Source organism: Candidatus Pedobacter colombiensis (assembly GCA_029202485.1).
Classification (GTDB): domain Bacteria; phylum Bacteroidota; class Bacteroidia; order Sphingobacteriales; family Sphingobacteriaceae; genus Pedobacter; species Pedobacter colombiensis.
The window spans coordinates 1,994,988-2,008,959 of record CP119313.1 but is presented as its reverse complement, the minus strand read 5'-3'; the positions used below and the strand labels follow the sequence as shown (position 1 = coordinate 2,008,959).

Below are 13,972 nucleotides of genomic sequence, written 5' to 3'. Positions count from 1 at the left end.
ACTATAGTATTATGGGCTCTATTGTAAATCCGTTTGGCAAGGCCGTCAGAAGCCCGTAAACGCGGTATTTAGAGCTCGCTATAGGCATCTTCGTTTTACACAATAATGCTATAGTTTCTGTAAATCTCAATCGGGACTCATTTTTTGAAACTTAAAAAAATGAGCATATGTATCCTTACGAACATTACCTTCACAAAAGACCTTCGGGCACTAAAGCGGAGCTTTATGCTTTTGCTAACAATGTAATTAAGTCTTTTTTTGAAAATTTCACACTCGACGAAAGTCTTGATCAACTTAGACAAATGTCTTTGCACGGCTTTTTTAGGGAAAATGATGAGTTCACCAATCCCGAACGCTGTAATCATATCGCGTTCTATGAAAGCCTCCATATCTTGATCTTAGCAAGCAGTATTTTTAATGATGAACTAAAAAAACCAGTTTAAGATTGATCTAAAGCACAAGTTTGAAACAGCTCCCCTACAGGTTCACTCCCTCTTTAGCTCTAGTGAACCTATAGGGGGAATGTGGAGTGTCTACATAGCAAATTTACTTTGGCTAAATTCAATAAAACAGCATTTTCAACCAAATTTCATCTAACCAAGGTTTATCAGTAATTATCTAATTACGTTTGCTGAAATGGCCGCGGAAAAATGAGCGAAGAAACAGATAGCACAAGATTGATCGATTCACTAAACAAGGATAAATTTCCACGCTTTATTGATCCTTATTCTGACTTCGGATTTAAACACATTTTTGGCAAAGCTCCCAACAAGAGTTTTTTAATCAGTTTTCTAAATCAAGTGTTAAAAGGCAGGAAAGTAATCATTGATATTCAGTATAATGATACGCAATATAAAGGTTCAGGTAGCGCTTATAGAAAAACGGTGTTTGATCTATATTGTACCGGTGACAAGGGAGAACAGTTTATTGTAGAAATGCAGAAAGCAAAAGTTAAAAACTTTAAAGACCGAAGTATTTTCTATACGTCAAATTTGATTCAGGAACAAGGAGTTGGTGTAATTGCAAATTGGGATTACATGATTCCTGAAATATATTTTGTTGCGATCATGAATTTTAAATTCGATGACAGCCACCCGGATCATTTTATCCATGATGTTAGGCTAATGGAAATCAATACGAACCGAGAGTTTTATCCAAAATTGGCATATATTTTTATAGAGACGCCTAAATTTAAAAAACTAGAAGAGGAATTGGAAAATGAACTTGAAGAGTGGCTTTATATCTTAAATAACCTAAAAGAACTATCCGAAATTCCGCTATCTTTGATAGGCAAGGGAGAATATGACAAGGTATTTGAAATTGCAGAAGTTGGCAACTTAACCCCAGAAGAGATGAACGAATATCAGCAAAGATTGAAAATACATCGCGATAATTATAATGCGATGGAGTATGTGAAAGACGAAGGGCGCCAAGAGGGTCGCGAAGAGGGTTGCCGAGAAGTGGCACTCAAATTAAAAGCCGTAAATATTTCTTTAAGTATTATCTCTGAGACGACCGGGCTCACTATTGAGCAAATAGAGTCCTTGTAGTTGAAAATTATCCGCTCCTAAACAAAAAAGGCTACCTTAAAAGGTAGCCTATAAATACATTAAATGTTATATCTATTTTAAGCATTTACACTCTTTTTAAAACTAAAGCTGGGATACATAGCCATTACACCAAACATTACCGCTCCATAAACCAACGTTCCATATAAAAACTTCAATTCGAAAGGAATTGCCGCTATTAAACAAGCACCAAAACCTGCCAATGTAGGTGGGTACAATCCAGGTATGTACATTGCACTAATATCAGAAATAACCCAATGGATTAGCACTACCACAATTGTTGACAATACTAAATTTTGAACATTTACCTTGTTAAGCAATTGCTTACTGGCAAAAACCATCAAAATAAAAGCAATATATGTCCAATACCATCCCGGGTAAAAGAAACCATATCCCGATGTTTGAGCAATAAAAATATCGCTTAACAACAATACCAATAAAGGAAAACCAAATGCCTTGACAGAACTATTGAAGTACGCACCGCCAAACAAGGCAATAGCACCAACTGCCGAAAAATTGGCTATATCTTTAAAATTATCAGAGTAAGGCGCCGCTACGCGGAAGACACTTACAAGTACAACAATCAATAACAGAATTACCGTACTCGGATTAAATCTAGATCCAGACATATTCATTTAATTTTATAACACAAAGTTATATTATTTATATGGAATTTTAATGGAATACAAACATTGCAGGAAAATAATAACCACTATAAGGGATTTGCTTGATCAACTGCCCTGTTCCTGCATCATAAAAATAGATATTATTAACTGCATAATTTACACCATAACCATCCTGAACAGTAGTAGTAACAAGCTGATTGGTTTGCGGATTATAACCTAGGTTCTTTTTATAAAACGATTGTTTATCAGGAGTAGTAATAAAAGGCTTTTCTAAAGTCGTTTTGTTGCCTTCCGTATATTTATACAATTCTTTGCCACCACCAAAGCTTGGTGATTTCAATAAAAACACAGTATTATCTTTGGTTGATGCTATAATTGGTGAAGAGAACCAGGTAGACCACGTTGTTGCAGGTGTAAATGGAAGTTCAACACTATCTGTTTCTAACGTTAGTGGATTAGAGCTGTACAAGTATTTTGTCTTGGTATACCATACTTTTTGGTTAGGTGTTTGCGCAAATCCTAAAGTAACCCCAGCTATTTTCTTTACCACAGTAAGATCATCAGCATTATAAATAATCGCTCCGGCCGACTGATTAAGTACATAGATGTATTTACCGGCTTTTAGCATATCTCCCGTTTGCCCTGTAGCACCTAATAATTTAAATGAAGGTTTATAAGTTTTAAGATTAATCATATAAATACCGTCGCTAGCACTTAATAAGCCTCTATCTTCATCTAAACCAACAAAAGCACGCCAATCGTAATCAGTTGACCCGGGAATACGCCCCACTTCTTTAAGTGTCTTGGCATCAGCAATTACAACAGGCCCTTTAACCTTACTTATTACGTATAAGTTATTTTTAAACTCCGTGGCAAACTGAACGGTGGAACTGGCTGGCATAAACCCTTGACTATTTGGATTCTCTTTTTGAAATACACTGTCCTTTAGTGTTCCTGATGCATTATCAAAGAAACTTACTGACCCTGTGCCATGACCAAACCATCCTTCATTAATTACAAAAAAACCATTTTCATATTTCCCGGCAACTGGCAACTCTTCCTTAATACTACGGTCTTTTTTACACGAGGCTAAGGCACTTGCGATCACTAATGCAAGTCCTGCAATTTTTAAATTTCTAATATTCATTTATTTGTTTAGTTAAAGTAAATTATTTCTTTAGATATAAGCTAATGTCAATCGCTCCCCCAACCTCAGTCGAAACCTCTCCCAGATACCTTGCTCTTGGATTACTTCTATCCGGTTCGTATGGATTTCCATTCGAATTCTGTCCAGTGTATACTTTCACAAAGTCGATATGATCCAACACAACTGGCTTTCCTTTATCATCAACAGCCCAGGAAATGTCAAAGGAGTTATAAGCTTTCCCCGTACTTTCCATTAATGCCTTATAATCTTGAGACCCACTATCAGAATATCCCCATTCAAATGGTTTACTTGTAATAATAGGACCATCAAACAAGGTACTTTTTAACAGGGTTCCGGTAAAAGAGATCTGCTCCTGATCTTTAATCCAAAGCGGATAATATTGTTTACTATGGAACCTATTCCGTAACACATGGCCTTCCTTACCTTGATTATCAGTCCATCTGATATCATCAGTTGCATTTTTAGGATTATAATAAGTGATCTTGTAATTTTTAATGGTTTCAGCCTTATGGTATTCACTACCTGCCAGTTCAAACCAGGGACCGTCGTCAGGCAATCCATTGTTATTCAAATCTTGCATAACCATTACTATACCCGGCTCAGACCATTCTGCATTTACACCGGTTAAGGGATTACCAAAAATGCCTATATCTGCACCTTCCCCATTTTTAATTGAGTGATCAAAACCAAAAATCAAGTACCCACCAAATCCCCCTAATGAGACTAGACCTTCATTGGCTTTGCCCACAAGTGATTCAGCCGCTTCTGGATTACCCAGCCCTTCATTAATAAATTGACCAGGAGCTGGCACATACTCAAATATTTTACTAATAAACTTGCTGCTTGATGCAGTTACCGGTCTTGGTTGGTATCCGGTTTCTTCAAACCGATCCTTTTTACAGGAACTGGCGCACATTTGAAAGGCAATAAGCATTGCAAATGCCCATTTCAAATTTAGATTGTTGTTGTTAAAATTCATTTTTAAACTTTATATGTGATTAATAAATAAATGCGAAGTGTGCAGGAATATCTCCTGTTTTAACGGACCATTTCATTCGTCCATTGGCACCAAAACAATAAAGCCTACCCGGAGAAACATAGTCTTTAGCATCCGTAACAAATACATCTTTTGTAAAAGGGTTTACCGCAATACCATATGGAATAATGATGTTTTTATCGGTGCCATCAGTAATAAATTGCTTAGCAGTAATAACCTCGTCTTTTACATTCAAAATGCCATAGCTAATGGTATTACTTCCTGTTATATAGCTAAATTCTGTACTATAGAAATAAGCCTGATCATCATCAATAGTCAGGTTACTTACCGCAATATCAAAGGTTTTCTTGATCGTTTCTGTCTTGGTATCAATCACAAAAAGTTTAGAAGGGATATCATAATAATCCCCTCTTGAGGTCACATACAGATCTCCATACCGATCAGCCTTTAGACGATGTAGATTAATCCCTACATCAATATTTTTAACAACTTGAAAAGTATTCAGATCTATTACAGAAACCGTCCGCTCATAATTTGGCGGACTATATCCACCAGAATTAGCTACGTATAATTTGTCGCCTACAATAGCCATTTCTTCAGGTTGCCGCCCTACATCAACCCTTTTCTCTTCTTTTAAGGTAACAGTATCTATCTGCGCCACAATGCCACGAGGCGCATTAGGATCACCCACAGTCCCCAGATAAGCGCTTACATACGCTTTCCCATTACGAAATGTAATGTAACGGCAGTTGATCACCTCAATCTGCTTAATCTTCTTTCCGGTTTTAACATCCAACACCTCTACCTTATTAGATATGTTTACCACTACATATAGCTTAGAACCATATACAGCAATATCATTCCCTACATCGCCCAGACCCTTTACCACTTCCGGGTTCGCTTTCCCATAAATATTGCTGCGGTATATCCCCGTTCTAAAATCAAGGTAGTCCAACGAAGCTTTGTTCATATTCATATTCCCCTCATTAACCAGGTAAAAACCTTTTATAATACTAGATGGATCAGCTGGGATCTGTTGTACCTCCTCCTTTACAGGGTTCAAATCCTTTCTGCAGGCTGCAAATAAGACGACACTTAACAGAACTGAACATAAGCTATATAGCGTTCTTTTTTTCATCATTAATAGGAATAAGATAAGGTGAAACGATATGACCTGCCGGGCATTGGGAAATTGGTAATCACAGCATAATTCTGGTCAAACAGGTTATTTATTTCCGCAGCAAGCCTGATATTTTTATCGCCAATAGATTTATGGTAGTGACATGCAATATCATGTGTATACCAGGGTTGCACATAGTTGGCAGCAATATTTGCACTCTGATCGTACCTTTCTCCGGTATAAATATAACTGTAATTCATACCCAGGTTTCGCCAGTCAAGCCCTCCAATAACAGAACCACTGTGAACCGGTGTATAAGGAATTTGATTTCTATAGTTTAACGTTACATTAGTTACATTAAGTGCCTGTTGATAAGTGTAGGTGAGCCCTACATTTGCCCTTACGTCATCAGCAATTTTCCAGACAGATTGTGCATTCACATCCAATCCCTTTATTTCTACCCGGCCTAAATTCTGCATACTCCATCTAAACAGGTTTGCCCCTGGAACGGCTACAATCTTATCCTTTACCTTATTGTAGTAAACATCAGATTGGATACTGATCTGATTCAACCACCTATTTTCAAATAGCTTTATGTAGGTAAACCCAACATCATGCTGCTGAGTATATTCGGGCTTCAGAAAAGTGCTGCCAACAAATGTATAATACAGATCATTAAAAGTAGGCATCCTGAAAATGTGCTTGTAAAATGAACGTAAACGAAATTCCTTTGAACTAAAAGGTTGCCAGGAAGCCATTACAGTTGGGGTAAGCTCACTTTTATCACCCGCCGAGTAATATTGTTTTACTTCATCATTTACCAGGGTACCCAATAAATTGGCCTGAATATTTAATCGGTTTAAATGAATTTCGGTAGCCAATGCAATAAGAACAGTTTGTCTTGTAGGATATGGGAAACGATACAAATTGGCATCTAAAGTATTGCGCTGATAATCTGCGGACAAAACAACATCCCATAAAGAATTGATTTTATATCGGTTAGATAAGGTCACATAAAATTCCTGCTGTTTGTAAATATTGTTGGTTAACCCTTCATCCTTAACAATATTGGGGTCCAGATACCTGGAATAATCATTCGCATATTTTACGGATGCCATTAAATTATACCTGCCCGCTTCTTTTTTATAGTTACCCTGAACAAAAAAGTTCCGGTTCCATAACCGCTGGGTAAAGTCATATACATTATTAACTATTGCCCCCGGCAAGCCCTGCTCATCATGATAAAAATAAACCTTAGCACTCCATACACTGCTATCTGCCAATTTACCGTACACGCCCCCCTCCAAGCGCATGGTTTCTATATCTCCATTTTTCCTGACCAATGTAGTATCGTATGCACCATTTGTATCGTGGAATTTATATCTCCCATTTGCATTTTTATATTCAGCACTTATTGAACTGTAAACCTTATCGTTTACTTTCTTTTGCCAGCGTACAGAAGGATTAATTAAGCCAAACGAACCACTTTTAAGCGTTGCTGTTAAATGATCAGACTGCCCCTTTTCAAAAACAGGCTGCTTTGCATTAAGATATAATGAACTCCCCGATGCAAAACCTTTGGCCGATTGAAAGATTGAGCTCTTCTGGCCATTATAAAGTTCTATTTCTTCAATGTTATCCAAAGAAAACTTTCCAAGATCAACCTGCCCATTCTGGGCATTACCCAACTGTACGCCATCATAAAATACAGCAGTATGATTGGTTCCCATACTTCTTACGTTGATGGTCTTTAAGCCCCCAATGCCGCCATAATCCTTTAGCTGTACACCAGAGAAAAAACGAACTGCATCAGCAACAGACAAACTGTTTAACCGTTCCAGCTCTGTTCCTGATAAGATCTGCAAAGGCGTGGAGGAAGTCTGCCGTCGTGTAATCTTTATCCTGCTGATCTGTACTTCTTTAAGCTGGTTTACTTTATTTAACGAGTCTGACTTTAAAGCCCTGGTATCAACCGTTTGTGCCAGCAAATTTCCAGGCATAAAAAGGTAAGACCAAAAAACGGCCAAAAAAGTTAATAAAGCACAATTTACGCCCCTACAGGCACATCTGTTTCTTATCATTTTGATGTGAGTATTACCCACAGCAAACAGTTAGATTAAGGAAATGAATTACAATAAATAAGCACTCACTCCTAGCTTCAATCCCCGAAAGCTATGAAATCATAAAGCGAATGGCAGGTCTTCTGACTTACTCCCGGTATCCTGCCTTCCCATCCTTCCCCTGTTAAGGTTTAGAAAAGTGGCTTCGATTTGAATACCGTTATAGAGCTTACAGCTGCGGGACAGTTACGGAATTACACCGTATTCCCTTTTAATCCAGATAAGTTAATCCTATCTGGAACCAAAAGCGTTGCTAAGGTAATTAATATAAAGCTACCTGCCAACAATTATAACAAAAAGCCTCCTTCTGCTCTGAGGTAGAAGGAGGCTTTACAATAAATAAGCTATTAACGTAAATGTTCTATTTAATGGTAAAACTTACACCGGCGTTCATATTAAAGCCCATGCTGTTGTAGCCATAAAACTCAGTATATTTCTCATTCAAAACATTCTTCAAATCTGCAAATAACTTCACATGTCTTTTAATCAAAGTATATTCACCATAGAAGTTTAACAATTTGTAAGCTGGAAGATTTACAATTACATAATCGTTAAAATTAGCATCTGACCGACTACCATTATACTTAAAGAAAGAACTCAGGTAAAGGTTTTTAGTAGCCTGAATACCTGCATTAATACCAAAAATATGTTTTGGTCTACGCAATAGATAATCAGAAACCTCATTGGTAACAAAATTAAACTCTGTCCCTTCAACATAGGCATAATAACCATTGATATTAAAAGCGCCAAATTTAACCATTGGTTCGATCTCTATACCCTTCGCTGTCTGATGCGCCTGATTTACATAACCAACATTTCCGTATACAATTGCATCATTTAAATCTCTTTTAAAACCGGAAATACGCAAAGCATATTTATTATCAGCCAGGCTAAAATTAATACCTGCTTCATAGTTTTTAGAAGTCTCAGGTTTAAGATTTAAGTTAGCACCATATAGTCCAAATAAATTCTCCAAGGTAGGTGTCTTAAACGCAGTAGAAATGGTACCAAAAAGCTTAATTTGTTTAATTATATTGATAGATGGAGTAATGTTGTAAGTATAATTTTCACCATATTGTTTATGTTTATTGTAACGTCCACCAATTTCAATATTAAAAATGCTTAAATCATGTGCAAATACCGATGCATAAGTACTAAATAAGTTTGTGGATACACTTGCTCCTGAATTTGTTCTTGAACTTGTAGCTCTATTGTCGAGGCCCAATAAAACATCAACCTTATTGCCTAGCTTTTGATTATAAAACAAATCAATAAGATTTAACTTACCTTCACCAAGGCTTGATCCGTATTGATTGAGAGCCCATATTGAAGATGTTTCATAACTATAATTCAAATTCAGTTTACCGGTTCCAAAATTATATTTTGAACTTACCCCGCCATTAAAATGCTTGATCTTGGAATTATTGGTTGCATTATCTTCAAATGGTCCTGCATCAAAATCATAGTGTCCATAAAAATAACGCAAAAAGGGGCTAATACTAAAATTATCAGCTGCTTGTAAAGAGAAGTTTGCATTAACTGCAGCTGTTTTATTACCATCCTTTTCAAATGGAATTGTATTGCCAACAGGTTCAGCTGCTTCAGAGAAACCATCAGTTTTACCTTGCGTATATGCGATATTGTAAGAAAATTTATCCACATTAGCACTCATGCCAATTGTACCTTTATAGGTATTATAAGTACCATAACTAGCTACACCATACACACTATTTCCGGCATCCTTACCTTTTTTTGTTACTATATTAATCACACCAGCAACGGCATCGGAACCATAAATAGTAGATTGTCCACCTTTTAAAATCTCAATATGATCAATCTGATCTATAGCGACCATTCGTAGATCAAATGCACTTCCGGAACCTGCCGGATTACTTGCCAGAATACCATCGATCAAAACAACTGCATAAGAACTACCTGCTCCCCTAAAAAACAAGCTCTTATTTAAACCTGCATTAGCCGTTGCGCCTCCCACTATAAGGCCTGCTTGTTCGTTCAAAAGTTCAACCAGACTTTTACCCTGACTCCGATCCAATACATCCCTACCTATAATCGTAACGACCTTACCAGTCTGCGATTGCTTCTGATCATTTTTAGTTGCCGAAATAACTACATTGTTGAGGTCGATCGCTTCCTGAGCACGCAAGTTACCAGTAACACCAAGCAGGCTAAAACTGGCACTCATTGCAATTAATAGTTTATTATTAATTTTCATTTTATATTGTTTTTGTTTGTGCGCTTTTTACCCACAGCAAACAGATAGATTAAGGAAATGAAATACAATAAATAAGCACTCACCCCTAGCTTCAATCCCCGAAAGCTATGAAATATTATTACTTATGGCAGGTCTTCTGACTTACTCCCGGATATCCTGCCTTCCCATCCTTCCCCCGTTAAGGTTTAGAAAAGTGGCTTCGATTTGAACACCGTTATAGAGCTTACAGCTGCGGGACAGTTACGGAGTTACACCGTATTCCCTTTTAATCCAGATAAGTTAATTCCTATCGGGAACCAAAAGCGAGGCGAATGTAATCAATTTTTTATTACTTATATTTATCGGTATTAACACCACAACAATGAACAAAACAATTTTCGCTTTATTACTTATGATCAGCCTGAATACTATGGCTCAAAAAACCGATACCGTATTGATAAAACAGCTCATGAATCAACACCCTGAGCTGTTTTCAAGTGTTTTAAACCATCTACAAAAAAATCAGATACAAGTTTTGTACACTCAGGTAAACAGAGACTTAAAAAATAAGATTAGTTTTAAATCGTATAGCTATAATTTAGATGATCACCGTTATTTTTATCCTGCCAGCACAGTAAAGCTGGCAGCCGTAATCTTTGCGCTGGAGAAAATAAACGAACTTAAAATAAAAGGACTTACCGCTGCCAGTATCATGATTACCGATAGTGCAGAAACCGGTCAAACTAAAGTACTCGTTGATAAAACGGCTAAAAACGGACTACCATCCGTAGAACAATACGTAAAAAAAATATTGTTAACCAGTGATAACGATGCCTTTAACCGCTTATATGAATTCATCGGTCGCGCAGAGATCAATAGCAAACTTAAAAAATATGGCTATAATAACAGTAGGATACTCAATAGATTAGCCATTGGCGATTCAGGTGAACCCGCAAAACACACCAATCCAATAAAATTTTACAATGGCGAGCAACTCGTATACACACAAACTGTACAATATGATCCTAAAGAATATCCATTAAAATTATCCAATACACTGATGGGCATTGGATACATTGATAGCGCCGAAAAACTGGTAAACAAGCCCTTTAATCTGTCCAATAAGAATGCTTTCAGCATCACAGACCAGCAGGCCATGATGAAAAAGCTAATCTATCCTGAAGCATTTCCTGTTAAAGAACGCTTTAACTTAACTCCTGCCAATTACCAGCTTATTTATACTTATATGAGCAAACTGCCAACGGAAAGCGATTATCCGGCATATGACCCCAGGGAATTTTGGCCAACCTATGCCAAAATGCTGTATTACGGTCGGGAAAAAGATGCGGTATTGAACCCGGACCTGAAAATATTCAATAAATATGGAGACTCTTACGGTTTTATTATAGACAATGCCTATTTCAAAGACAGTAAACACAAAATAGAGTTCTTTTTAACAGCGGTAGTTCAATCCAATGAAGATGGAATTTATAACGACGGAAAATATGAGTATGATACGGTATGCTATCCTTTTATGAAGAATATAGGAAAACTGATATATGACCGCGAGCTCGAAACAAAGCATACAAAATAAGTGTAGGCCATAATAACGGCCTACTTTTCGTTTAGCAACTGCTGCTTAATTTCGCCCAACTTCTGCATCTCGGATTTAGGCAGTACCGGAAATTTAAGGTCTAAATCTTTAAATGTGTCCACCAAAATCTTACTTATAGCTAGACGTGCATACCATTTCTTATCAGCAGGTATAATATACCATGGAGCTCCCTTAGTAGAAGTTTCTGTTATGGCCTCTTCATAGGCTTTCATATAATCTTTCCATAAAGCCCGCTCAGCGATATCAGCCGAAGAAAACTTCCAGTTCTTAACCGGATCATCAATTCTATCCAGAAAACGTTGGCGCTGCTCTTCTTTGGAAAGATGTAGAAATATTTTCACAATAACAGTTCCATTGTCATGAATGTGCTGTTCAAAATTCCTAATGCTTTCGTACCGTTTCTTCCAAAAATCATTATCAATTTTTTTAACACTACTATAACCTGGAAGCTTTTCATTCAACACATATTCTGGATGTACTTTGCAAACTAATACATTTTCATAATGAGACCGATTATGAATACCTATCCGCCCCCTTTCCGGCAAAGCTTTATAATGACGCCATAAAAAATCGTGTTTATATTCTTCTGAGGTAGGCGTTTTAAAAGTGAATACCTGGCAACCCTGAGGATTTAAGCCCGACATCACATGCTGTATTGTACTGTCCTTCCCCGCTGCATCCATCGCCTGAAACAGAATCAAGACAGAATATGAATCTGCTGCATACAACTTTTCCTGAAGCGCATCGAGTTCTTCTTTAAGATCGACCAGCTCCAGCACAGCATTTTCTTTGTCTTTAGGCCCTTTATATTGTGTTGGATAATCACTTAGTGAAACCTTCTTTCCCGGACTAATTAAATATTCTTCTATCTCTTTCTTCATGGTATAATTTTCTGCTGAATAATAACACTTACCAACTAACAATTATAAGATTCGATTGTTTAAACGCTAATATGACAACAATTTATGGATTTGAGCATAAATCCATGATTAGAAAGGAGTTTAGTTATGGGTAAAGTTAGAAATGTCTTACAAGGGAAAACCAATCCCGTTATTTTTGTAAGCCCTGATACTACTGTTTTTGAGGCCCTGGAGTTAATGTTTGAGAAGAACATTGGAGCCCTCTTAGTAATGGAACAAGAGAAATTCATCGGAATTTTTACAGAAAGGGATTATGCCCGAAAGGTTATCTTAAAGGGAAAATCTTCCAAAGAAATTCCGGTTAAAGAAATTATGACCGAAAACCCGGTCGTTGTATCTTCTGATACAACCATAGAGGAATGTATGTGGCTAATGACTAACAAATTCACCCGGCATTTGCCCGTAATTGACAATAATAAATTAACTGGTATTGTTTCTATTGGTGACGTAGTGAAATTCATCATCGATGAGCAGAAATTCATCATCGGAAATCTCGAGCACTATATTACAGGTAGCGGCAGCGTATAATCATGAATAGTTCAAATATACCCGGTGTACCTTCATGGCCATTTGTGCTCTACGCGGCTCTTGTCTTGATCTTAATGACCCTTATTATTTCCATTTCTTATTTCCTGGGGCAGCGTCACAAGGACAAGTCCACCGGACAACCTTACGAATCCGGCATATTAGAAACTGGCTCGGCACGATTACACTTTTCTGCACAGTTCTATTTGGTGGCCATGATGTTTGTCATTTTTGATGTTGAAGCTGTATTTATCGTGTTATGGGCCTTAACTTTTAAAGAATTAGGATGGGCAGGCTACCTCAGCATTTGTGTTTTCATTGGTTTACTCTTTGCTGTATTAATATATGAATGGAGCTTAGGAGCTTTAGACTTTGGACCAAATGGCAAGAAAATTCTGAAAGCTTATAAAAAACAAATTCTAAAAAATCTGTAATATGAAATGGTGGCTGAGTAATCCGGATAAACCCGTAAACACCCTTAAAGGCACCGGTTCTTTTGAAGAATCCGTACAGCAAAGCGTGATGTTGACTACCGTTCAGGATTTGTTGGCATGGGGCAGAAAAAACTCTATATGGCCTTTCAACTTTGGCCTCTCCTGCTGTTTTGTAGAAATGGCGACTAGCCTTACCAGTAAATATGACATAGCCCGCTTTGGAGCTGAGGTAATCCGCGGAACTCCACGTGAAGCTGATGTAATGGTGATTGCCGGAACTGTTTTTATAAAAATGGCCCCCATTATTAAACGCCTACATGAACAAATGATGGAACCAAAATGGATAATCTCTATGGGGTCTTGCGCCAACTCGGGAGGCATGTATGATATTTACAGCGTTGTACAGGGGGTAGATAAGTTTTTGCCTGTGGATGTTTATGTACCGGGATGCCCACCACGACCAGATGCTTTTATGCAGGGACTAATGTTGCTTGCAGACTCGGTGGGAAAAGAACAAAGACCTTTAAGCTGGGCAATTGGTCCACAGGGTGTGATAAAACCCGAACAACGATCAATAAAGGAAGAAAAAAGGGAGGAGCGGAAAAAGATGACTGATTTTCGTACACCTGATCAAATTTAAAAATGATTTAAAGCAATGCAATAATAG

13 protein-coding genes and 2 riboswitches are annotated in these 13,972 nt (G+C 37.4%); of the genes, 6 read left to right on the top strand and 7 right to left on the bottom strand.

Annotated features, from left to right (window positions below; genetic code table 11):
- The first annotated feature begins 167 nt into the window (after positions 1-167).
- Positions 168-443: a hypothetical protein gene (locus tag P0Y49_08470; GenBank protein WEK21173.1), complete on the top strand. Its 276-nt coding sequence runs from the start codon at positions 168-170 to the stop codon at positions 441-443.
- 207 nt (positions 444-650) lie between these two features.
- Positions 651-1,550, top strand: coding sequence for an Rpn family recombination-promoting nuclease/putative transposase (locus tag P0Y49_08465; protein WEK21172.1), 900 nt, complete (start codon positions 651-653; stop codon positions 1,548-1,550).
- Between the two features lie 77 nt (positions 1,551-1,627).
- Here the strand turns inward: P0Y49_08465 and P0Y49_08460 are convergent, their stop codons facing one another.
- From P0Y49_08460 to P0Y49_08435, 6 genes are all read right to left on the bottom strand, one after another.
- The gene (locus P0Y49_08460) at positions 1,628-2,197 is read right to left on the bottom strand and encodes a hypothetical protein (GenBank protein WEK21171.1); all 570 of its coding nucleotides are present in this window, start codon (positions 2,195-2,197) and stop codon (positions 1,628-1,630) included.
- Positions 2,198-2,243: 46 nt separating this feature from the next.
- Positions 2,244-3,341 carry a DUF5074 domain-containing protein gene (locus tag P0Y49_08455; protein ID WEK21170.1) on the bottom strand — a complete coding sequence of 366 codons (1,098 nt, stop codon included), beginning with the start codon at positions 3,339-3,341 and terminating at the stop codon, positions 2,244-2,246.
- Between the two features lie 22 nt (positions 3,342-3,363).
- Positions 3,364-4,341 (bottom strand): PKD domain-containing protein, encoded by a 978-nt coding sequence (locus P0Y49_08450; protein WEK21169.1) that lies wholly within the window; start codon positions 4,339-4,341, stop codon positions 3,364-3,366.
- A gap of 19 nt (positions 4,342-4,360) precedes the next feature.
- A complete protein-coding gene (locus P0Y49_08445) occupies positions 4,361-5,500 on the bottom strand; it encodes a YncE family protein (GenBank protein ID WEK21168.1) in 1,140 nt (379 codons plus the stop codon).
- Positions 5,500-7,560, bottom strand: coding sequence for a TonB-dependent receptor plug domain-containing protein (locus tag P0Y49_08440; GenBank protein WEK21167.1), 2,061 nt, complete (start codon positions 7,558-7,560; stop codon positions 5,500-5,502). The genes P0Y49_08445 and P0Y49_08440 overlap by 1 nt, the downstream gene beginning before the upstream one ends.
- Before the next feature lie 94 nt (positions 7,561-7,654).
- Positions 7,655-7,860, bottom strand: a riboswitch (cobalamin riboswitch).
- 100 nt (positions 7,861-7,960) lie between these two features.
- Positions 7,961-9,832: a TonB-dependent receptor gene (locus P0Y49_08435; protein WEK21166.1), complete on the bottom strand. Its 1,872-nt coding sequence runs from the start codon at positions 9,830-9,832 to the stop codon at positions 7,961-7,963.
- A 108-nt stretch (positions 9,833-9,940) separates the two neighbouring features.
- Positions 9,941-10,148: riboswitch (cobalamin riboswitch) on the bottom strand.
- Positions 10,149-10,193: 45 nt separating this feature from the next.
- Between P0Y49_08435 and P0Y49_08430 the strand changes: the two genes are divergently transcribed.
- A complete protein-coding gene (locus tag P0Y49_08430) occupies positions 10,194-11,405 on the top strand; it encodes a serine hydrolase (GenBank protein ID WEK21165.1) in 1,212 nt (403 codons plus the stop codon).
- A 20-nt stretch (positions 11,406-11,425) separates the two neighbouring features.
- On the opposite strand, the gene P0Y49_08425 is transcribed toward P0Y49_08430, so the two are convergent.
- Positions 11,426-12,307 (bottom strand): polyphosphate kinase 2 family protein, encoded by an 882-nt coding sequence (locus tag P0Y49_08425; protein WEK21164.1) that lies wholly within the window; start codon positions 12,305-12,307, stop codon positions 11,426-11,428.
- Between the two features lie 126 nt (positions 12,308-12,433).
- Between P0Y49_08425 and P0Y49_08420 the strand changes: the two genes are divergently transcribed.
- From P0Y49_08420 to nuoB, 3 genes are read left to right on the top strand one after another with little or no spacing between them, the layout of a single operon-like run.
- Positions 12,434-12,874: a CBS domain-containing protein gene (locus tag P0Y49_08420; protein WEK21163.1), complete on the top strand. Its 441-nt coding sequence runs from the start codon at positions 12,434-12,436 to the stop codon at positions 12,872-12,874.
- Positions 12,875-12,876: 2 nt separating this feature from the next.
- Positions 12,877-13,305: an NADH-quinone oxidoreductase subunit A gene (locus tag P0Y49_08415; GenBank protein WEK21162.1), complete on the top strand. Its 429-nt coding sequence runs from the start codon at positions 12,877-12,879 to the stop codon at positions 13,303-13,305.
- Between the two features lies 1 nt (position 13,306).
- Positions 13,307-13,945, top strand: a complete 639-nt coding sequence (gene nuoB, locus P0Y49_08410; GenBank protein WEK21161.1) for an NADH-quinone oxidoreductase subunit NuoB — start codon at positions 13,307-13,309, stop codon at positions 13,943-13,945.
- Positions 13,946-13,972: the final 27 nt, after the last annotated feature.

What these genes read in the sequence shown, in the direction of transcription:
- P0Y49_08450 (WEK21169.1), bottom strand. Translation starts at nt 4,341, where the DNA reads ATGAATTTTAACAACAACAATCTAAATTTGAAATGGGCATTTGCAATG.
- P0Y49_08470 (WEK21173.1), top strand. Translation starts at nt 168, where the DNA reads ATGTATCCTTACGAACATTACCTTCACAAAAGACCTTCGGGCACTAAA.
- P0Y49_08425 (WEK21164.1), bottom strand. Translation starts at nt 12,307, where the DNA reads ATGAAGAAAGAGATAGAAGAATATTTAATTAGTCCGGGAAAGAAGGTT.
- nuoB (WEK21161.1), top strand. Translation starts at nt 13,307, where the DNA reads ATGAAATGGTGGCTGAGTAATCCGGATAAACCCGTAAACACCCTTAAA.
- P0Y49_08415 (WEK21162.1), top strand. Translation starts at nt 12,877, where the DNA reads ATGAATAGTTCAAATATACCCGGTGTACCTTCATGGCCATTTGTGCTC.
- P0Y49_08435 (WEK21166.1), bottom strand. Translation starts at nt 9,832, where the DNA reads ATGAAAATTAATAATAAACTATTAATTGCAATGAGTGCCAGTTTTAGC.
- P0Y49_08445 (WEK21168.1), bottom strand. Translation starts at nt 5,500, where the DNA reads ATGATGAAAAAAAGAACGCTATATAGCTTATGTTCAGTTCTGTTAAGT.
- P0Y49_08420 (WEK21163.1), top strand. Translation starts at nt 12,434, where the DNA reads ATGGGTAAAGTTAGAAATGTCTTACAAGGGAAAACCAATCCCGTTATT.
- P0Y49_08440 (WEK21167.1), bottom strand. Translation starts at nt 7,560, where the DNA reads ATGATAAGAAACAGATGTGCCTGTAGGGGCGTAAATTGTGCTTTATTA.
- P0Y49_08455 (WEK21170.1), bottom strand. Translation starts at nt 3,341, where the DNA reads ATGAATATTAGAAATTTAAAAATTGCAGGACTTGCATTAGTGATCGCA.
- P0Y49_08460 (WEK21171.1), bottom strand. Translation starts at nt 2,197, where the DNA reads ATGTCTGGATCTAGATTTAATCCGAGTACGGTAATTCTGTTATTGATT.
- P0Y49_08465 (WEK21172.1), top strand. Translation starts at nt 651, where the DNA reads ATGAGCGAAGAAACAGATAGCACAAGATTGATCGATTCACTAAACAAG.
- P0Y49_08430 (WEK21165.1), top strand. Translation starts at nt 10,194, where the DNA reads ATGAACAAAACAATTTTCGCTTTATTACTTATGATCAGCCTGAATACT.